The following is a 19,551-nucleotide window of genomic DNA, read 5'->3' on the forward strand; positions in this document are numbered from 1 at the left end:
CGGCTCCGGCGCGGTCACCGCGCCTCCTCGGTCTCGAAGAAGTGCCGGTTGCGGTCGGCGTCCTCGCCCGCGCGCTGGCGGGCCAGCAGGTCGATGATCTCGGTGGCGACCAGACCGCCGCGCACCGCGCCCGAGTCGTCCACGGCCACACCGACTCCCGACGGCGACGAGATGGCGGCGTCGAGCGCCTGGCGCAGATCGCCGCCGGGCGCGAACAGCGACCCGCCTGCGGACATGCTGTCGGACAGCGCGTGTCCGGCGCGCACGCCCTCGACCCCGGTTACATCGACCCAGCCGAGCGGGCGGCGGGCCGCGTCCACCACCAGCACCCACTCGCCCGCCGCCAGGTGCAGCTCGGCAACCTCCTCGGCGGTGGCGGCCCGGATGCCGTGCAGGGCAACGTCTTTCGCGCTGCGGAACGACAGGCCCCGGTAGCCGCGGTCGCGCCCGGCGAAGTCGGCCACGAAATCCGTTGCGGGCTGGGCCAATATCCGCGCGGGCGAGTCGTACTGCTGCAACACGCCGCCGCGCCCGAACACCGCGATGCGGTCGCCCAGCTTGATCGCCTCGTCGATGTCGTGGGTGACGAACACGATGGTCTTGCGCAGTTCCGCCTGCAGGCGCTGCATCTCGGCCTGCAACTCCTCGCGCACCACCGGGTCGACGGCACTGAACGGCTCGTCCATCAACAGGATCGGCGGGTCCGCGGCCAGGGCGCGCGCCACCCCGACGCGCTGCTGCTGCCCGCCCGACAGCTGCGCCGGATACCGGTGCGCCAGACCGCGATCCAGGCCCACCCGGTCGAGCACCTCGAACGCGTCGCGCCGGGCGGCGCGGCGGCCCCGGCCGCGCAGCACCGGGACGGTGGCGACATTGTCGAGCACGGTGCGGTGCGGCAGCAGGCCGCCGTTCTGGATCACGTAGCCGATACCGAGCCGCAGCCGCACCGGGTCGACCGTCGAAATGTTTTCCCCGGCAACGGTGATGGTGCCCGAGGTAGGCACGATCATCCGGTTGATCATGCGCATCGAGGTGGTCTTGCCGCATCCGGACGGACCCACGAAGACGGTGAACGACCCGGAGTCGATGCGCAGATCCAAGTCGGTGACGGCGGTGGTCCCGTCCGGATACGTCTTGGTGACGCCGCGGAATTCGATATCGGCCACGGGTCGCTATCCGGTCGGCTTGTCGAGGCCCTGCGCGGCGACCCACGCCTTCGCCGCCGCCGCGGGCTCGGTCTTGGTGGTGCCGGAGACCGCCTGGTTGAGCGAGATCAGTTCGGCCGTGGTCAGTTTCGCCGACACCGCCGCCAGCACCGCGGCCGCCTTGTCCGACTTCTTCTTCGCGTTGAACACCGGCACCACGTTCTGGGCGGGGAAGTTGTGCTTCGGGTCCGCGAGCACCACGAGGTCGTTCTCCTTGATGGCCGGTGAGGTGGTGAAGATATTGGCCGCGGTGACCTGGCCGGAGGTCAGCGCGCGCACGGTCGCCGGGCCGCCGCCGTCGCCGATCGGGACGAACTTGTCCTTGGCGACGTCGAGTCCGTAGTTGGTCTTCAGCCCCGGCAGGCCGCCGGGACGTTCGGCGAATTCCGCGGGCGCACCGAAACTCACCTCCGCCGAGTGCGGGGCGAGATCGGCGATGGTGCGCAGGTTCCACTTGTCGGCGGTGGCCCGGGTGACCACCACGGCGTCGGAATCCTCCCCGGGCGCCGGGGTTCCCATCGCGAGCTGGTCGCCGAGCGCCGTTGTCAGGGCCTGGTTCACCTGGTCGGCGGCGGTCGCGGTGGCCGACTTGTCCAGGTACTGCAGCAGATTGCCGGTGTATTCGGGGGTCAGGCCGATCGAGCAGTCGCGCAGCGCCGGGATGTAGGCCTCGCGGCTGCCGATGTTCAGCTTGGTGTCGATGGCGAAACCGTTGGCGCGCAACGCCTCCGCGTAGACGTCGGCGACGGTCTCGGACTCCGGGAAGTTGGCCGAGCCGACGGTGATCTTGTTGGTGTCGCTGTCGCAGCCGCCGGAACCGCTGGACAGCGGGTCGCTGCCGCCACATGCCGTCAGTGCCGTCGCGGCGGCGAGGGCGGCGGCGGTGGCGAGCAGGCGCACGGCGGTGCGGCGGCGCGCGGGGGAGTTGGTGGGGTGCACGGCAGGGTCCTTCCGACGGCGCGGGGCGCTGGCGGGTGGATCGTCGCACGCTCCGACTACGATTCGTCTGCGGGACGGCCACCCACTGGCTGTCAATACTGTCAGCCGCGTGTCGTTCTTACTATCTATCGGGAGTGGGTGTCGCCGGATGGAGTTGGCCGCATCGGTGCGGATGTCGGCCCGCGCGATGATCGCGGTGCTGGCCGCCGGGCTGGTCGTTTCCTGTTCGGACGGCGGCGCCGAGACGCCGCTCGCGGTGGGCGCGGGCGATTCCGCGCAGTCCGAGTTGATGGCGGAAATCTATGCGGGCGCGCTGGCGCGCTCCGGCGCGCACACCGTCACCCGCCCGCGGCTCGGCGGGCGCGGGGACTATCTGGCGGCGCTGGACGCGGGCACGGTGCAACTGGTCGCCGACGACAGCGGTGATCTGCTGAGCGCGCTGGACTCGGGATCGCGGGCGCGGCTGCCCGACAAGCTCGCCGCGGCGGCCGTCACCACCACGGCCGGACCCGCCGAGCGGGATAAGCCCGCGCCCGACGTCTCGGACGGGGTCAGCCGCGCCCTGCCCGAGGGCCTGGCCGTGTCCGACATCGCCGACGGCACCGATCTGCGCCCGGCCTTCGTCCTCGCCCCCGCGCACGCCCAGCGGTTCCCCGACTCGCTGGCGGAACTGGGCCCGCACTGCGGCGAACTGACCGTCGGCATCGCCACCGGCGGCGAACTGGATCCGCTGCGCCCGCCGCGCGACCCGCAGCGCGACGTGCTCGACCCGCTGCGCACGGCCTACGGCTGCGACATCGTCCATCACTCGGTCTACCCGAACGACTCGGAGCTGCGAAAAGCGTTGCAGGACGGGCACGTTCAGGCGGGCGTGCTGACCGCCCCGGCGGCCCTGCTGCCCGGCGGCGTGGGCGATCTCGTCCCGATCGCCGACCCCGACTACGCCTTCCGCGCGCAGAGCGTGCTGCCGCTGTTCCGCAAGGGGGCCCTCAGCGCCCGCCAGATCAAGCAGCTCAACAAGGTCGCCGGCGAGCTCACCACGGCCGAACTCACCGAGTACGTCCGCCGCCTGCGCGACGAGCACACCCCGGCCGCGGAGCTGGCGCGGTCCTGGCTCGACGCCCACGACCTGTGAACACGCCGCGGGGGCGGACCCGCGGGCGGGCGTAAAGTCGGAGAGAGATCGCCGCCTACCCGGGGGTCCGCATGATCTTGGTAGTCGTACTGGGAGTGCTGGCCGCGTTCCTCTTCGCCTTGGCCGGGTTCCTGCAGCAGCGCGCGGCGCGCGCGGTCGTGGCGGAACAACCGCGGGCCGCACGGGTGCCGGGGCTGACGATGCTGATGCGGCGGCTGCTGCGGAGCCCGACCTGGCTGCGGGGCTGGCTGACGAATCTCACCGGTTTCCTCACCCAGGCCGCGGCGTTGCAGATCGGGTCGGTGGCGGCGGTGCAGCCGCTGATGTCCACCCAGCTGTTGTTCGCGGTGCCGCTGGAGGCGGCAGGTCGGCACCGGCGGCCGCTGCGTCGCGACCTGTTCTACGCGCTGCTGGTCTGCGCGGGGCTGGCGGTGCTGTTCAGTGTCGAGGGCGCCGCGCCGCTGTCGGGTGATCCCGAGCGCTCGCGGGTGCTGCTGGCGACGGTGTCGGCCGCCGGGCTGGTCGTGGTGCTGGCCGCCGCGAGCACGCGCTGTTCGATCCGCGTCGCCGCCAACCTGGTCGCGGTGGCCGCGGGCATCTGCTTCGCGATGAGCGCGGTGTTCATGAAACTCACCACCGAGGACCTGCTGCACCGCGGCGTGCCGGCCACGGCGGTGGACTGGCCGGGTTACCTGCTGGCGCTGTCCACGCTGAGCGGACTGCTGCTCGAACAGGCCGCCTTCGCCGCGGGCCCGCTGCCGTGGGCGATCGCCGCGATGAGCGTCACCAACCCCGTGACCAGCTACCTCGTCGGCATTCTCGCGTTCCGGGTCACCATTCCCCTCGATGCCGGGGCGCTGGCGGGGATCGCGGGCGCAGGCGCGCTGATGGCCTGGGGCATCGCCGGACTCGCGCACTCGCCGCTCGCGCAGGCCTTCTACGACAGCGCCGACGCTCCCGACTACGACGACTGTTCGCTGCGCACCGGAGACGCAACGGCACCCGGGAGTTCGCCCGACGGAAGGCGCTGACGACTCGCGACGCGCCGGGGCACCGTGGCCGTGCCGCTGTGTTATTACGGTTTCGTGGGCAATCCCTCGCGGCCCGCCCTGTGGCGGGACATCGCGGTCGGGCTGGCCGTGTTCGGGCTGTATCTCCTCGTCGATACGCTGCACAGCCCGGAGCGGCGGGTCGCGGCCGACCGGCACGCGCGCTCGCTGTTCGAGCTCGAGCAGTGGCTGCACCTCGATGTGGAGCTGTCGCTGAACCGGTGGCTGGCGGCGCACGAGTGGCTCGCGACCCTCGCGAACTACGAGTACGCCTTCACCTACATCGTGACCGCGTTCGTGCTGCTGTTCTGGATGTATTTCCGCAGGACCGCCGACTATCCGCGGGCGCGGGACTCGTTCCTGCTGCTGAACCTGCTCGCCATCGCATGCTTCGCGGTCTATCCGGTGACGCCGCCGCGGCTGCTGCCGGACCTGGGTTTCGTCGACACGGTCGTCACCGGCGGCACCTGGGGTTCGTGGGGCACACCGATGGTGGACGGCAGCAATCAGCTGGCGGCGGTGCCGTCGCTGCACGTGGGCTGGGCGCTGTGGGTGAGCGTGGTGCTGGCGCGCATCGCCGGGGGCGTGCTGGTGCAGCTGCTCAGCGCGCTGCACGTGCTGGTGACGCTGTACGTCATCGTCGCCACCGCGAACCACTTCGTGATCGACGCCGTCATCGCCGCCGGTTTCGTGGCGGCGGCCATGGTGCTGGTCGACCGCTGGTACGCGCGGGCGCCGGTGGTGCCGCCGGCCGACGCGTTCTTCCTCCATGTCGAGGACGCCGGAATACCGCAGCAGGTCGGCGGCATGGTGGTGCTACGCCCGGCCCCCGACGGCGGCCCCACCCTCGACCGGGTCCGCGACCTGGTCCGCGCCGAACTCGCCCACCTGCCCCGCTTCCGCCAACGCCTGCGCCTCGGCGGCCACTTCCGCCGCGCCCGCTGGATGGACGCGGACATCGACTGGAACTGGCACGTGACAGAACGCGTCATCGACGCCGATACCACTGTGCCACCGCCGGATTCACCCGACACCGACACAGTGGCCGCGGAGGGTGGGTCGTGGGGTGCGGAGGACGCGTCGCGGTCGGGGGCGTCGGTGGCCGCGGAGGGCGGGGCGTGGGCGGACGAGATCGCTTGCGTGGTAACGGAACTCGCGGGGGAGGCGCTGCCGCGGGATCGGCCGCTGTGGCGGCTGGTGCTGGTGCGGGAGCGGACGGTCGGCGTGGTGGGTGTGGTGTTGCTGCTGCATCACACCGTGGCGGACGGGGTGGGAACGGTGGTGCAGGCGCTGCGCCTGCTGCGGCCCCGGGTCGAACTGGCGGTCGGCGAGCGGCGCGGGCCCGGCCGGGTCGCGACGGCGGCGGGGACGGCGACCGGGTTCGCACAGCTCGCGACCGATGCGCGTCCCGCCGGGCGGCTGCCCGCCGGTTCCCCGCGGCGCGCCTTCGCGGTGGCCGGGCTGGATCTGGAAACCGTTCGCGCGGTGGCGCGTTCGCGTCAGGCGCGGGTCACCGACGTGCTGCTCACCGTCATGGTCTGCGCATTGCGGCGGATGCGGCCGGACTGGGCCGGCCCGCTGCGCGACCGGCTGCGGGTGGCGGTGCCGCTCATGGTCCGCGAACCGTCGTCGGCCGCCGAGGGCAACCTCACCGCCGCGGTGATGACCGACGTGCCGTTCACCCCCGCCGCGCCCGCCGAGCTACTGGCCGACATCCGCGCCCGCAGCGCCCGCCTGCACAGCGGAACCCGGGCGCTGGCCTCGCATTTCGTCATGGCGACCGGCCTGCGGCTGCTGCCCGAACCGGCGGTCGGGTGGTTCGCCCGAAACGTCTACGGCGGCAACTTCTTCCACGCCATCGTGTCGAACATGGCCGGTCCCGACGGCGACCTGACCTTCGCCGACCTGCCGATCGCGCAGGTGTTCCCGATCCTGCCGTCCGCGCCGGGCGTGCCACTCGTCGCGGGCGTGCTCAGCTGGCACGGCGTGCTGGGCATCGGGATCTCGGCCGATCCGGCGCTGCTGGATCCGGTGGCGTTCGCCGCCGAGTTGCCCAGGGTGCTGGCCGAATTGGACACGCCGGGCGTGGTCGGCGATACGGTCCCGCCGGTACGTTCTCGCGAGTAGTCTGGGCCGACGATCAAGCCGTCCAAACCCATCGAGGGAGGCGGGGCATGTTCGACCGGGGCATGTGCACCCGAGCCGCGGCGCTGCTCGCCGCCGGTGCGCTGACGATCCTGTCGGCCGTCGCGGCCTGCGGCGGTGCCGACGACGAGTCCGACGCGGCGGGAACCACCGGTCCGCCGTCGGTCACCGAGGCGGTCACCCGCAGCTACGAGCGTTTCTTCGACGGCGGCACCGACGCCGACCAGAAGATGGCCGTACTGGAGAACGGCAAGGCCTTCGCCGACACGATCAACGCCCAGGCCGACTCGCCGATGTCCAAGGCCACCACCGCGACCGTCTCGGGCGTGGCCAGCACCGGCACCGACCACGCCGACGTCACCTACACCATCCTGATGGGCGGCAAACCCGCCCTCGCGAACCAGCAGGGCTCGGCGATCTACCAGGACGGCACCTGGAAGGTCACCGCCGCCACCTTCTGCGCCCTCCTGACCTTGCAGGGCAACCCACCCCCGATCTGCGCAACCACGACCTCCATCACCGGCCAGCCCGCGCCCACCTCGGGGCCGCCCATCCCCGCGCCGTCCGCCACCGGAGCACCCACCACTCCCGCGCCGACCCCCTGACCCGCCGGGACAATCATGACCGCCCCGAGCGCCGAAACCCGCGCCGCCCGGCCGAATGTCGCGCTGGCGACGCTCACCGCGGTGCTGTTCGTGACCTTCCTGGACACCACGATCGTCAGCGTCGCGCTCGGTGACATCCAGTCGGATCTGCATGCCGGGGTGACCTCGTTGCAGTGGGTGGTCAATGCCTACACGCTGGTGTTCGCGAGTGTGATGCTCACGGCGGGATCGCTCGGGGATCGGTGGGGGCGCAAGCGGGTGATGGTGGCCGGGCTGGTGATCTTCTGCGTCGGCTCGGTGCTGTCGGCGACGGCGGGCAGCGTGGCGGTGCTGATCGCGGGGCGCGGGGTGATGGGGCTGGGCGCGGCCGCCTCGGAGCCCGGCACGCTGTCGGTGCTGCGGCACATCTATCCCGACCGGGGCGCGCGAGCCAAGGCGCTGGGCGCGTGGGCGGCGGTGTCGGGGCTGGCGCTGGCGGCCGGGCCGGTGCTCGGCGGGCTGCTCGTCGGCGCGTTCGGCTGGCCGTCGATCTTCTGGTTCAACCTGATCGTCGGCGTCCTCGTGCTGGCGGCCGCGCTGCGGTACGTGCCGGAGAGCGCCGACCCGCGGCCGGGCCCGGTCGACTGGGCCGGATTCGTGCTGGGCGCAACGTTTCTCGGCTGCGTGATCTACGCCGGGATCTCGGGGGAGGAGCTGGGATACGACGCCGCGTCGGTGCTGGCCCTGTTCGCCGTCGGCGCGGTCGCGTTCGTCGGCTTCCTGGTCGTCGAGACGCGGGCGCGCAATCCGATGTTCGACTTTCGCTATCTGCGACTGCCGCTGGTGCGCGGCGCGCTGATCGTCGCCTTCGCCGTCTACTTCGGCATCTTCTCGATCTTCTTCTTCACCGCCCTGTATCTCCAAGAGGTGATCGGCTATTCGGGCGCGCGCACGGCCGCGCTGTTCGCGCCGATGGCCGCGGCGATCATCCTCGGCGCGCTGATCGCCGGGTTCTGGGTGGCGCTGCGCGGCTCGCGGACGCCGATGATCACCGGGTGCGTGCTGGGCGCCGCCGGGATCCTGCTGGCCCGCGAATGCCTGGGCGTCACAGTCGAATTCACGCCGCTGGCGCTGGCCCTGACGGTCGCGGGGCTCGGCTTCGGCATCGCCGTGGTGCCGCTGACCTCCGCGGTGCTGTCCGGGGTGCCCGCCGAGCACTCGGGCATGGCCGCCGCCGCGACCAACACCGTGCGCCAGGTCGGCGCGGTCGTCGGCGTGGCCGTGCTCGGCTCGCTGGTGAACTCCTTCCTCGACGACGATCTGGTGCGGCGGCTGAACGAACTCGACATCCCGGCGAACTTCCAGGCCATCGTCATCGACGCGATCAAGACCGGCAACGTGCCCGAGGGCGGCGACCCGTCCGCGTCGGCGGCCTACGGCCCGATCGTGGACCAGGTCATTCACGCCACCTACGCCGCCTTCCACCGCGGACTCGATGTGGCACTGCTGGTTTCGGGCGTGCTGATGCTGCTGGCGGCGGCGCTGACGCTGCTCTCGGCGTACCGGGCCGGAGATCGCTCGGGTTACGAGTACGAAAGCTGAACGGCCCCGCCGGGACCCGGACGCGCGGTAGGATCGGCACCGATATACCCAATTCTGGTGCTACACGCGTGGTGGGCTTAATGTGTAAGCCTCGCTGTCACTTTCGGAGCCGCCATGCCACCCCTCGCTCTTCCCCGGATCGCGCTGCCCGCCCGTAGCCTTCGTGGCCCGGGCACGGTCGCGCTGCTGGTCATCGCCTTGCTGGTCGCCGCGTTCACGGTGGTGTCGCCCGCGCACGCCGCCGGCGAGGTGCGGGTGTCCCCGGGCATGTCCATCCGGACCGCGGGGCAGGTGTGCTCGGTCGGCATGACCGGCCACATCGGGCCGGACAAGTACGCGATCACGGCGGGCCACTGCTTCGAGCGAGGCGCCCAGGTGCGCGACGGCAACGGCCGCCACCTCGGCAGTTACGAATTCGGCGTGCCCGACGGCGAGGTCGACGACCTCGGCTTCGCGATGGTGCGCCTCGCCGACAACGTCGTCGTCTCCGCCAAGACCGACGAGGTGGCGATCACCGCGGTGGACAGCGACCCGAAGGTGGGTCAGAAGGTGTGCAAGCTGGGCAGCCGCACCGGCAAGACCTGCGGCACGATCAGCAGCGTCAGCGACACCAACCTGCGCACCACCTTCCCGGTGGACCACGGCGATTCCGGCGGCATCGTCTACAGCCCCACCAGCTACGGCATGGCCCTGTTCGTGGGCATCGTGGTCGGCACGGGTTCGGATTTCACGCTGGTGGAGCCGGCCGTGCGCCTCGGTGACCAGATCCAGCGCCGCGGCCCCGACCGCTCGGAGTCGTTTCGCTGGTACGTCGCCGGATAGCCGGGCTCAGGGGCGCAGCGCCTCGGTCAGCAGCGGATTGAGCGCCAGCGCGGGCAGCGATTCGACCAGCATGTCGATCAGCTGCTCGCGCGTGATGGTGTCGTGGCGCAGCCAGCTCAGCGTGATCTCCTCGACGAAGGCGATCCAGCCGCGCACCGCCAGCCGCAGCCGCGGCCGGTCCGGATCCTCGATCGGGATCGGCGCTTCGCCGAGGATCCGGTCGACGATCGCCCCGCGCGTCTGGTCGACCAGAACCATCAATTCCGGACTGGCGCTGGCCGGTCCGCGCAGCAGCGCCAGGTACGAGGTGCGGTTCTCGCTGACGTAGTCGACGTAGCGCTGCACCGCGTCGCGCAGCATGTCGAACAGCGGCAGGTCGGGATCGGGCGCGGTGCGGGCCAGCAACTCGGCGTTGGCGCGCTGCGCGATCGCGAGATGGAAGTCCTGTTTGGACGGGAAGTAGTGGAACAGCAGGCCCCGGGAGATCCCGGCCTGCTGGGCGATATCGCCGACGGAGATGTCCTCGAGGGCGCGGTCGGCGAGCATCCGCACGCCCAGCGCGATCAGCTGCTCCCGGCGCTCGTCCGGGCTCAGTCGTACCCGCTTGCCGTTCTCACCAGGGGCTCTGCTCACGGCACCATCCTACTGAACGTGATTCAATACTGTTGACTCCGGCTCAATAAACCCCTACGCTCAGGTACATGAGTCGCAAGGTTACAGACAAAGGCGTCGACCGGACCGCCCGTCATGTACACGTACTGATCGTCGGCAGCGGGTTCTCGGGTCTGGGCTTGGCGATCCGGCTCAGCCAGCAGGGCCGCGAGGACTACCTGGTGATCGAGCGCGGCGGCGATGTCGGCGGCACCTGGCGGGACAACACCTACCCGGGCGCGGCCTGCGACGTGCCGTCGCAGCTGTACTCGTACTCCTTCGCGCTGAACCCGGACTGGTCGCGCTCGTTCTCCAAGCAGCCGGAGATCCAGCGCTACATCCGCGGCGTCGCCGACAAGCACGGCGTGCGCGACAAGCACGTCTTCGACTGCGAGATGACCGGCGCGCGCTGGAACGACGCCGACGCGCGCTGGGAGGTGCAGACCTCGAAGGGCGAGTTCACCGCCGACATCCTGGTCTCCGCGGTCGGTGCGCTCTGTGAGCCGAACCTGCCGGACATCAAGGGCATCAACGACTTCGAGGGCCAGATCTTCCACTCGGCCCGCTGGGACCACGACGCCGACCTGACCGGCAAGCGGGTCGCGGTGATCGGCACGGGCGCCTCGGCGATCCAGATCGTGCCCTCGATCGCGCCGCAGGTCGCGCACCTGGACGTGTACCAGCGCACCGCGCCGTGGCTGCTGCCGCGCATCGACCGGCCGTACACGCTGCCCGAGCGGCTGGCGTTCAAGCACGTGCCGGGTGTGCAGAAGCTGTCCCGCGCCGCCATCTACGCCGCGCGCGAGACCCAGGTGGTCGGCCTGGCCAAGTTCCCGCCCGCCATGCGGGTGCTGGAGGCGATCGCGCGCGCCAAGCTGGCCTACGAGGTCCGCGACCCGGAGCTGCGCCGCAAGGTCACCCCGAACTTCCGCATCGGCTGCAAGCGCATGCTGATCTCCAACGAGTACTACCCGGCACTCGGCCGCGACAACGTCGACCTGGTGACCGACGGCATCGAGGAGATCCGGGCCGGCTCGATCGTGACCACCGACGGCACCGAGCGCGAGATCGACGCGCTGATCGTCGCGACGGGCTTCCACGTCACCGACTCGCCCGCCTACGAGGTCGTCGCCGGTCGCGACGGCCGCACGCTCGCCGAGGTCTTCGACAGCGCGGGCCAGCAGGGCTACAAGGGCGCGGCGATCGCCAACTTCCCCAACATGTTCTTCCTGCTCGGCCCGAACGTGGGCCTGGGCCACACCTCGATGGTGTACATGATCGAATCGCAGATCACCTACGTCGCGGACGCGATCGCCACCGTCGACCGGCTCGGCCTGCGCACCGTCGAGGTGCGCAAGGACGCGCAGGACAGGTACAACCGGGAGCTGCAGGCCAAGCTGGTCGGCAGCGTCTGGAACACCGGCGGCTGCGCCAGCTGGTATCTGGACAAGCACGGCAACAACACCACGCTGTGGCCGGATTTCACCTTCCGCTTCCGTAAAATGCTGGAGCAGTTCGATGTGTCGGCGTACGACACGTCCAGGAATATCGACGGGGCCGCTCGGTCCGATCTGAAAGTGGTGGCAGCACCGTGAGCAATGACGCTTACTTCCGGGGCAAGGTATGTGTGATCACCGGCGCGGGATCCGGCATCGGCCGGGCACTCGCCGAGAACCTGGCTCGCCGTGGCGCGAAGCTCGCGCTGTCCGACATCGATACAGAAGGCCTGGCCGAAACCGTCCGGCGCTGTGAGGGTTTGGGCGCGGAGGTCAAGTCCGACCGGCTCAACGTCGCTGAGCGCGAGGCGGTGCTGCTGTACGCCGACGAGGTGAAGAAGCACTTCGGCGTCGTGCACCAGATCTACAACAACGCCGGCATCGCCTTCCACGGCGAGGTGGCCGACTCCCAGTTCAAGGACATCGAGCGCATCATGGATGTCGATTTCTGGGGAGTCGTCAACGGCACCAAGGCTTTTCTGCCGCTGCTGATCGAATCCGGCGAGGGCCACGTGGTGAACGTGTCCAGCCTGTTCGGCCTGATCGCGGTGCCGGGCCAAAGCGCTTACAACGCCGCGAAATTCGCGGTGCGCGGCTTCACCGAGTCGCTGCGGCAGGAGATGCTGGCCCGCCGTCACCCGGTCAACGTCACCTGTGTGCACCCCGGCGGCATCAAGACCGCCGTGGCCCGCAACGCCACCTACGCCGAGGGCATCGACGCCAAGCAGTTCGCCTCGTTCTTCGACAAGAAGCTGGCGATGCACTCGCCGGAGATGGCCGCGCAGACCATCACCGAGGGTGTGCGCAAGGGCCACGGCCGGGTGCTGATCGGTTGGGAGGCCAAGGCTTTGGATCTGTTCGTCCGCACCACCGGGTCGTACTACCAGCGCATCGCGAACCTGGTGAACGGCCGGTTCCTGCCCTGATCGCATGAAAGTTCCCGCTATGCCAGCTGTTACGCTGCCGCTGCCGGTCGCCCGCGCGGTGTTGCACCCGATCTTCCGGTACTCCATGCACCACCGGCTGCCGTTCCGGCTGCAGCGGGCCCTGCTCGATGTGGGTGCGGTGCTTCAGGTTTCGCCCTCGGGGACCCGGGTCGAACGGACCACCCTGGGTGGCCGGCCGACCGAGCGGATCACCGCGGGGCCGACGGCCGACGCCACCCGCGCGGTGCTCTATCTGCACGGCGGCGGCTACACCGTCGGCTCGCCCGCGACCCACCGCTCGCTGGCGGCGTACCTGGCGCGAGACCTGGGCCACCCGGTCTACCTGCCGGATTACCGGCTCGCGCCGGAGCACCCGTACCCCGCCGCGCTCGACGACGCCGAGGCCGCCTTCCTGGAGCTGGTCTCGACCGGACTGCGCCCGGAAGACATTGCGGTGTCCGGTGATTCGGCCGGCGGCGGGCTGTCGCTGGCGCTCGCGCTGCGGCTGCGCGACCGGCACGGCCTGCGACCCGCGGCGCTCGGGCTGATCGCACCGTGGTCGAATCCCAACGAGCTCTCCGAGCGCCACCGGGATCTGGTGATCAACAAGCCGTGGGCCCGGTTCTGCGCGGACGCCTACCGGGGCGACGGCGACGGCCTGGACCCCGGTTACGCGCCGCTGCTGGGCGACCTGCGCGGGCTGCCGCCCACCTACGTGCAGGTCGACAAGGGTGAGTTGCTGTACGAACAGTGCGTCCGCCTGGTGGCCGCGCTGGAGCGGGTCGGCGTGCCGACGCAGTTCAGCGTCACCCGCGGGCTGTGGCACGTCGCCCAGTTGCAGGCCTCGCTGGTCGGACCCGCCGCGGCGGCGACCCGCGAGCTGGCGGCCTTCCTCGGCGAATCGCTGCGGGCAGCGCAAATGCGGTCCATAGGATAGGGATCGGGCGGTCTACCGGCGCGCACCCGCGCGCCGGGGAGTCGGGCGGATCCGGCCGACCCGAGTGGCGTAAATTACCGGTGAGTAAACCACGTGGAAGGGCACCGATGCGAGAGTTCGAAGTCCCGGCGACCTACACCATTCCCGAGGACGCCAACATGTCCGACGGCGCCTTCAAGCATGCCGAGCGCACGCCGGGCCTGGTGGTGTTCAACCGTCCGGACGGCAAGGGCGGGTGGACCGACGTCACCGCCGCCGAGTTCGCCGAGACCGTCACGGCCGTGGCGAAGGGTCTGGTCGCCGCCGGGATCGAACTGGGCGACCGGGTCGGCATCCTGGCGTCCACGCAGTACGAGTGGGTCGTGCTGGACTTCGCCATCTGGGCCGCGGGTGGCTGCACGGTCGCCATCTACGACAGCTCCTCGGCCGAACAGGCCCGCTGGATCCTGGAGGATTCCGCGACCAAGCTGCTGGTGGTCGAGAAGGCCGCGCACCGCGCCACCATCGCCGAGATCGAGTCCGGGCTGCCCGAACTGCGCGAGGTGCTGCAACTGGACGACGGCGCGGTCGAGGCACTCATCGCCCGCGGCAAGGACCTCGACGACCAGGTCGTGCACGAGCGGCGCGCCCAGGTGAAGGCGGCCTCCCCGGCGACGCTGATCTACACCTCCGGCACCACCGGCCGCCCCAAGGGCGTCATGCTCTCGCACGCCAACCTCTACGCCGAGTCGGCCGCCGACCGGTCGGCGATGCGGGAGTTCCTGCGTCCGGGCCGGCGCTCGCTGCTGTTCCTGCCGCTGGCGCACGTCTTCGCCCGCGCGGTGGCCCTGGCCGCGTTCGACGCGGGCGTCACCGTCGCGCACACCGCCGACTGGTCGACGCTGGTCGAGCAGTTCGGGCAGTACAAGCCCGATTTCATCCTGTCGGTGCCGCGCGTGTTCGAGAAGGTGTTCAACGGCGCCAAGCAGAAGGCGCACGACGGCGGCAAGGGCAAGATCTTCGACGCCGCCGCCGAGACCGCGATCGCCTACAGCGAGGCGCTCGAAAAGGGCGGCGCCGGACTGGGTCTCAAGCTCAAGCACGCCGTGTTCGACAAGCTCGTCTACGGCAAGCTGCGCGAGGCGATGGGCGGGCGCTGCGAGACCGCGGTCTCCGGCGGCGGCCCGCTGGGCGCGCGGCTCGGGCATTTCTTCCGCGGCGCGGGCGTGCTGATCTACGAGGGCTACGGCCTCACCGAGAGCACCGCCGCGGTGTCGGTGAACACCCCCGAGCACGTCCGCATCGGTTCGGTCGGCCGCCCGCTGCCCGGCCACGCGGCCAAGATCGCCGAGGACGGTGAGCTGCTGCTGCGCGGCCCGGTGGTGTTCGCCGGATACTGGAACAACCCGACCGCCACCGAGGACGCCTTCGCCGACGGCTGGTTCAAGACCGGTGACCTGGGCGCGCTCGACGACCAGGGCTTCATCACCATCACCGGCCGCAAGAAGGAGATCATCGTCACCGCCGGCGGCAAGAACGTGTCGCCGGCCGTGCTGGAGGACTCGCTGCGCGCGCACCCGCTGATCAGCCAGGTCATGGTGGTCGGCGACGGCAAGCCGTTCATCGCCGCGCTGGTGACCCTCGATCCCGAGGCACTGCCGGGCTGGAAGGAGCGGCACGGGCTGCCGGCCGACCTGCCCGTCGAGAAGCTGATCGAACTGCCCGAGCTGAAGGCCGACGTCGACGCGGCGGTGGCCGACACCAACAAGCTGGTGTCGCATGCCGAGCAGATCAAGAAGATCCGCATCCTCCCCGTCGACTGGACGCAGGAGACCGGCGAGCTGACGCCGAAGATGTCGCTGAAGCGGGCCGTGGTCATGAAGAACTACGCCTCCGACGTGGAGGCCATCTACAACGGCTGAGAACCGATGAATTTCACCGGTGGCCGTCGTCCTACCTGGGACGGCGGCCACTGCCGTCTGCCGGGCCAGGCATTCGTCCGAGGAGGCAATAGTGACGGCACTGAATCCCTACCTGATCTTCAACGGCAACGCCGAGGAGGCGTTCACGTTCTACCAGTCTGTATTCGGCGGTGAACTGCAGCTCATCCGCTTCAGCGAGATGGGCGGCGGCGAGCTGCCCGAAGGCACGGCGGATCTGATCGCCCACGCCGCACTGCCGCTGCGCGGAACGGACCATCTGCTGATGGCGTCGGACGCCCCGCCGGGCGAGACGGTCAACACCGCCAACCCGGGCTACGCGGTCTCGCTCGAGGTGGACACCAAGGAGGAGGCCGAGCGGATTTTCCAGGAGCTGTCGGCCGGCGGCGAGGTGTCCATGCCGATCGGCCGGACCGAGTGGGCCGAAGTGTTCGCCATGGTGACCGACAAGTTCTCGGTGCCGTGGATGGTGGGCTACACCGGCGACGCCCACATGTGAACCGGAGGCGCTGTCCGCGAGTGGGGTCGGCGGACAGCGCCGTTCACTGCCGGGCTATCTCGGGTGCGCCGGAGTCGCGGTGGTGGGCAGCCGGTCCAGGAAACCGGCGATCAGCGGGGCGATGTCGGCCACGTGGGTTCCAACGCGAATCGGCGTCAGCCGACCGGGCCCTCCGCCAACTCGGCCTTGGCGGTCTGGGTGCGGCCGGTGCCGTCGGTCCAGGTGATGTTCACATTGTCGCCCGGGTGGTGTTTGTCCATCGTCGCGATCAGGGTGTTGGCCGAGTCGATGCGGTCGCCGTCGATGGCGGTGATGACGCTGCCGGAGGTCAGGCCGAGTTCGTCGGCGGGGCCGCCGCGGACGATATTGCGGACCAGCGCGCCCGCGCCGTTGGCATCGCTGACCGTGAGACCGAGGAAGGCCGTCGGACCGATGTGCACGGTGTTCGACGCGGTACCGGCCTGAATCTGCTCGGCGATCGACAAGGCCTTGTTGATCGGGATGGCGAAGCCCTGGCCGCCGCCGGCGCCGAGCCGGAAGCCCTGCGAGGCGGCCGTGTTCACGCCCACGACCTTGCCCGAGCTGTCGACCAGCGGCCCGCCGGAATCGCCGGGCTGGATGTTCGCCTGGACCTGGATGAGTCCGGTCAATTGCTCGGAGCTGCCGGAGGATTCGTCGCTGGCCGTGATCGACCGGTTCAGCGCGGTGACCTTGCCGCTCGCCGCGGTCGGGCGGCCGGTGCCGCCCGCGTTGCCGACGCCCACGATCTCGTCGCCGACCGAGACCTTGTCGGAGTCGCCCAGCGGGGCCGTCGGCAGGCCGGACGCGCCGGACAGCCGCAGCACCGCCAGATCGTTCGTGCGGTCGTAGCCGACCACCGAGGCCTGGTAGGTCTTGCCGTTGCCGAGGCTGGTCGCCTCGATCCGGGTGGCGCCCTCGACCACGTGATTGTTGGTGAGCACTTCGCCGTCGGAGGTGAGCACGATGCCGGTGCCCGCCCCGCCGCCGCCCTGCAGGCCCAGTTCGGTGTTGATCGTGACGATGCCGGACACCACGTTCTGGGCGGCCTCGTCCAGGTCGGCCTTGCTCTGGCCGTCGAAGGCCTGCACGACGTCGCCCGACTGCGCCGGTGGGGCCGTCGTGGTGTGGTGGTAGGTCTCGAAGCGGGCGGCCACCAGGCCGATGGCGACGGCCACGGCCAGCACCAGGGCGGCGACGACGGTGAAGTTCACCCCGTGCCGGCGGGGCGGTCGCTGCGGTTCGTAGCCACCCGGCGGCGGACCGTAGGGATATTGCGACGGTCCCGGCCAATTGCCCTGATTCGGATGCAAGGTCATCACGTCCTCGTATGGTCGGCTCTCCTTTCCATTAAGCGCGCGATTCCTGAGAACCGGCTGGGCGGTGGCCGTGGAACCGGCAACGTGCCCGACCTCACGTTCGCGCCTCGCTGGGAATGGGGCGGGCATCGGCGGAGGCGATATTCGGTGCCGTGGGCTCCGACCGGTCCGTCGGTTCCTTTCGGGCGAAGTCGCGATTCGAAGGCGTGTGGACGGGGTGCCTCTGTCCGGTTTCCGAGGTTCTGACGAAAGTGTGACGCGGGGGCTCGCGGCCGGTTTTCCGGCGATCCGGTACGGAAAACCGCAGTACGCTCGCGCCATGACCGGATCCGGACTGCGCGCCGCGGGCGGTATCGCCGCCGCCGCACTCGCCCTGGGTGTCGCCGAACTGGTGTCGGTGCCCGTCGGCCCCGGCAGCGCACCCTTGGCCGCACTCGGCTCGACGGTCGTCGACCACACCCCCGACCGAATCCGGGAGTGGGCCATCGACACCTTCGGCACCAACGACAAGCTGGTCCTGTTCGTGTCCATGGGGGTTGTCGCGATAGGGGTAGCGGCACTCGCCGGTCGATGGGAACGCACCACCCGCCCGATCGGCTCCACCCTGTTCGCCGCGTTCGGCATAGCCGCCACCCTCGCCGCCACCAACCGCCCCACCGCCACCTGGACCTGGGCCCTCCCCACGCTCATCGGCGTAGCCATCGGAATAACGGTGCTGCGCTGGACAATCCGCCGCTGCGAGGCCTCCGAAGCCGCTCCGCGGACATCGCCCGGTGGCCCTCGCGAAAAGCTTCCGACCCCTGGCGATGCCGCAGGCACCAAGGCTACCGACATGGGCGGCGAGGCCGCCCACGCGGGCGACGCCCCCGACGCAGGTGGCTGGATGAGCGGCGAGACTGCCGAAGTAGGCGGACAGGCAGGCGGAGGGGCTGCCGTAGCGGGTGGTGAGACCACTCGGGCGGGCGAGGCGAGAAGCCGTGGGGGCGATGGGGTTCCTGGAGCAGGTGGGCAGGTTGCCCAGGTGGGCGGCGAGGCTGCCGGAGCGGGTGGAGGGGAGGCCGTAGCGGGTGGGATTACTCGGGTGGGCGACGTGGGTGCGCGAGCGGGTGGTGGGGAAAAGGATTCGGGGGCAAGGGGTTTCGGGGGTGGGGTGGATCGTAGGCAAGTGGTGCGGGGGATTGTAGGGGTGGGGGTGCTTGCGGGAGTGGCGGGGGTGGCGGGGCGGGTGTTGGGGGGTCGGGTGCACGATGTGACGGGGGAGCGGGCGGGGGTGCGGTTGCCGGTGCCGGAGGTGGGTGGGGTGGCGGTGGATCCGGCTGCGGAGCTTCGGGTTCCGGGGCTCACGCCGTATGTGACGCCGAACAGTGACTTCTACCGGATCGATACCGCGCTGGTGGTGCCGCAGGTCAGTACGGAGACCTGGTCGCTGCGCATCCACGGCATGGTCGAGCGCGAGATCCGATTGAGCTACGCCGATCTCGCGCGGCGCACCCCGGTCGAGCGGCTGGTGACCCTGACGTGCGTGTCGAATCCGGTGGGCGGCGATCTGATCGGCAACGCGCACTGGCTCGGCTACCGGCTCGACGAACTCCTCGCCGAGGCGGGCCCGCACCCCGACGCCGACATGGTCCTCTCACGCAGCATCGACGGCTTCACCGCGGGCAGCCCGCTCGCCACGCTCACCGACGGCCGCGACGCCCTGCTCGCCGTCGGCATGAACGGCGAACCGCTCCCCGTGCGGCACGGCTACCCGGCCCGGCTGGTGGTCCCCGGCCTGTACGGCTACGTGTCCGCCACCAAATGGGTCACAGAACTCGAGATCACGAGATTCGACCGCGCCCAAGCCTATTGGACCAAACGCGGCTGGTCGGCCCGCGGCCCCATCAAAACCGGCACCCGCATCGATACCCCCCGCGTCGGCGCCCGCCTCACCGCGGGCCGCGTCCCCGTCGCGGGCGTCGCCTGGGCCCAGCACCGCGGCATCACCGCCGTCGAGGTCCAAATCGACGACGGCCCATGGCAACCCGCCCGCCTAGCCGCCGAACCCTCCACAGACACCTGGCGCCAATGGGTCTACGACTGGGACGCCACCCCCGGCCCCCACACCCTCCGCGCCCGCGCCACCGACGGCACCGGCGAGGTCCAAACCTCCGACCTCCGCGACGTCATCCCCGACGGCGCCACCGGCTACCCCGACGTCTCGGTCCGAGTAGCCTGATGCCGCATATCGCGAACAGCGCGGAAAAGCTTGCGTCACTGGTCGATTCGGTGCCGTAAAAGCACGTCGGCCCGGTGCGAGTGCACC

The 19,551-nt window shown here is 70.6% G+C and carries 16 protein-coding genes; 12 read left to right on the forward strand and 4 right to left on the reverse strand.

Annotation, left to right across the window (positions count from 1 at the left end):
* Nucleotides 1-14: 14 nt before the first annotated feature.
* Both IU476_RS23905 and IU476_RS23910 read right to left on the reverse strand, forming a co-directional pair.
* Nucleotides 15-1,166 carry an ABC transporter ATP-binding protein gene (locus tag IU476_RS23905; protein WP_195103607.1) on the reverse strand — a complete coding sequence of 384 codons (1,152 nt, stop codon included), beginning with the start codon at nucleotides 1,164-1,166 and terminating at the stop codon, nucleotides 15-17.
* 6 nt (nucleotides 1,167-1,172) lie between these two features.
* Nucleotides 1,173-2,144, reverse strand: coding sequence for an ABC transporter substrate-binding protein (locus IU476_RS23910; RefSeq protein ID WP_438944057.1), 972 nt, complete (start codon nucleotides 2,142-2,144; stop codon nucleotides 1,173-1,175).
* Between the two features lie 148 nt (nucleotides 2,145-2,292).
* Between IU476_RS23910 and IU476_RS23915 the strand changes: the two genes are divergently transcribed.
* The 6 genes from IU476_RS23915 to IU476_RS23940 all read left to right on the forward strand — a co-directional run bounded on the left by IU476_RS23915 (nucleotide 2,293) and on the right by IU476_RS23940 (nucleotide 9,481).
* Nucleotides 2,293-3,279: a glycine betaine ABC transporter substrate-binding protein gene (locus IU476_RS23915; RefSeq protein ID WP_195103609.1), complete on the forward strand. Its 987-nt coding sequence runs from the start codon at nucleotides 2,293-2,295 to the stop codon at nucleotides 3,277-3,279.
* A gap of 71 nt (nucleotides 3,280-3,350) precedes the next feature.
* Nucleotides 3,351-4,310, forward strand: a complete 960-nt coding sequence (locus tag IU476_RS23920) for a DMT family transporter (protein WP_195103611.1) — start codon at nucleotides 3,351-3,353, stop codon at nucleotides 4,308-4,310.
* A 54-nt stretch (nucleotides 4,311-4,364) separates the two neighbouring features.
* Nucleotides 4,365-6,455 carry a bifunctional phosphatase PAP2/O-acyltransferase family protein gene (locus IU476_RS23925; protein WP_195103613.1) on the forward strand — a complete coding sequence of 697 codons (2,091 nt, stop codon included), beginning with the start codon at nucleotides 4,365-4,367 and terminating at the stop codon, nucleotides 6,453-6,455.
* 47 nt (nucleotides 6,456-6,502) lie between these two features.
* The gene (locus tag IU476_RS23930; protein WP_195103615.1) at nucleotides 6,503-7,078 is read left to right on the forward strand and encodes an MTB12 C-terminal domain-containing protein; all 576 of its coding nucleotides are present in this window, start codon (nucleotides 6,503-6,505) and stop codon (nucleotides 7,076-7,078) included.
* Between the two features lie 15 nt (nucleotides 7,079-7,093).
* The gene (locus IU476_RS23935; protein ID WP_195103617.1) at nucleotides 7,094-8,659 is read left to right on the forward strand and encodes an MFS transporter; all 1,566 of its coding nucleotides are present in this window, start codon (nucleotides 7,094-7,096) and stop codon (nucleotides 8,657-8,659) included.
* 114 nt (nucleotides 8,660-8,773) lie between these two features.
* Nucleotides 8,774-9,481 (forward strand): chymotrypsin family serine protease, encoded by a 708-nt coding sequence (locus IU476_RS23940; RefSeq protein ID WP_195103619.1) that lies wholly within the window; start codon nucleotides 8,774-8,776, stop codon nucleotides 9,479-9,481.
* A gap of 6 nt (nucleotides 9,482-9,487) precedes the next feature.
* On the opposite strand, the gene IU476_RS23945 is transcribed toward IU476_RS23940, so the two are convergent.
* Nucleotides 9,488-10,114, reverse strand: a complete 627-nt coding sequence (locus tag IU476_RS23945; protein WP_195103621.1) for a TetR/AcrR family transcriptional regulator — start codon at nucleotides 10,112-10,114, stop codon at nucleotides 9,488-9,490.
* A gap of 68 nt (nucleotides 10,115-10,182) precedes the next feature.
* On the opposite strand from IU476_RS23945, the gene IU476_RS23950 reads away from it, so the two are divergent.
* The 5 genes from IU476_RS23950 (at nucleotide 10,183) to IU476_RS23970 (ending at nucleotide 15,909) form a co-directional block, all read left to right on the forward strand.
* Nucleotides 10,183-11,727 (forward strand): flavin-containing monooxygenase, encoded by a 1,545-nt coding sequence (locus IU476_RS23950; RefSeq protein ID WP_195103624.1) that lies wholly within the window; start codon nucleotides 10,183-10,185, stop codon nucleotides 11,725-11,727.
* Nucleotides 11,724-12,554: an SDR family NAD(P)-dependent oxidoreductase gene (locus tag IU476_RS23955; RefSeq protein WP_195103626.1), complete on the forward strand. Its 831-nt coding sequence runs from the start codon at nucleotides 11,724-11,726 to the stop codon at nucleotides 12,552-12,554. Before IU476_RS23950 ends, IU476_RS23955 begins: the two co-directional genes overlap by 4 nt.
* Before the next feature lie 19 nt (nucleotides 12,555-12,573).
* The gene (locus tag IU476_RS23960; RefSeq protein WP_195103628.1) at nucleotides 12,574-13,491 is read left to right on the forward strand and encodes an alpha/beta hydrolase; all 918 of its coding nucleotides are present in this window, start codon (nucleotides 12,574-12,576) and stop codon (nucleotides 13,489-13,491) included.
* A gap of 107 nt (nucleotides 13,492-13,598) precedes the next feature.
* On the forward strand, nucleotides 13,599-15,392 hold the full coding sequence (locus IU476_RS23965) for an AMP-dependent synthetase/ligase (RefSeq protein ID WP_195103630.1): 1,794 nt from the start codon (nucleotides 13,599-13,601) through the stop codon (nucleotides 15,390-15,392).
* Between the two features lie 91 nt (nucleotides 15,393-15,483).
* Nucleotides 15,484-15,909 (forward strand): VOC family protein, encoded by a 426-nt coding sequence (locus IU476_RS23970; RefSeq protein ID WP_195103632.1) that lies wholly within the window; start codon nucleotides 15,484-15,486, stop codon nucleotides 15,907-15,909.
* A gap of 155 nt (nucleotides 15,910-16,064) precedes the next feature.
* Here IU476_RS23970 and IU476_RS23975 read toward each other — a convergent pair whose 3' ends face one another.
* Nucleotides 16,065-17,246, reverse strand: coding sequence for a S1C family serine protease (locus IU476_RS23975; RefSeq protein WP_195103635.1), 1,182 nt, complete (start codon nucleotides 17,244-17,246; stop codon nucleotides 16,065-16,067).
* A gap of 319 nt (nucleotides 17,247-17,565) precedes the next feature.
* On the opposite strand from IU476_RS23975, the gene IU476_RS23980 reads away from it, so the two are divergent.
* A complete protein-coding gene (locus IU476_RS23980) occupies nucleotides 17,566-19,464 on the forward strand; it encodes a molybdopterin-dependent oxidoreductase (RefSeq protein WP_195103637.1) in 1,899 nt (632 codons plus the stop codon).
* The last annotated feature ends 87 nt before the right edge of the window (nucleotides 19,465-19,551 follow it).

It is taken from the genome of Nocardia blacklockiae (assembly GCF_015477355.1).
GTDB lineage: Bacteria > Actinomycetota > Actinomycetes > Mycobacteriales > Mycobacteriaceae > Nocardia > Nocardia blacklockiae.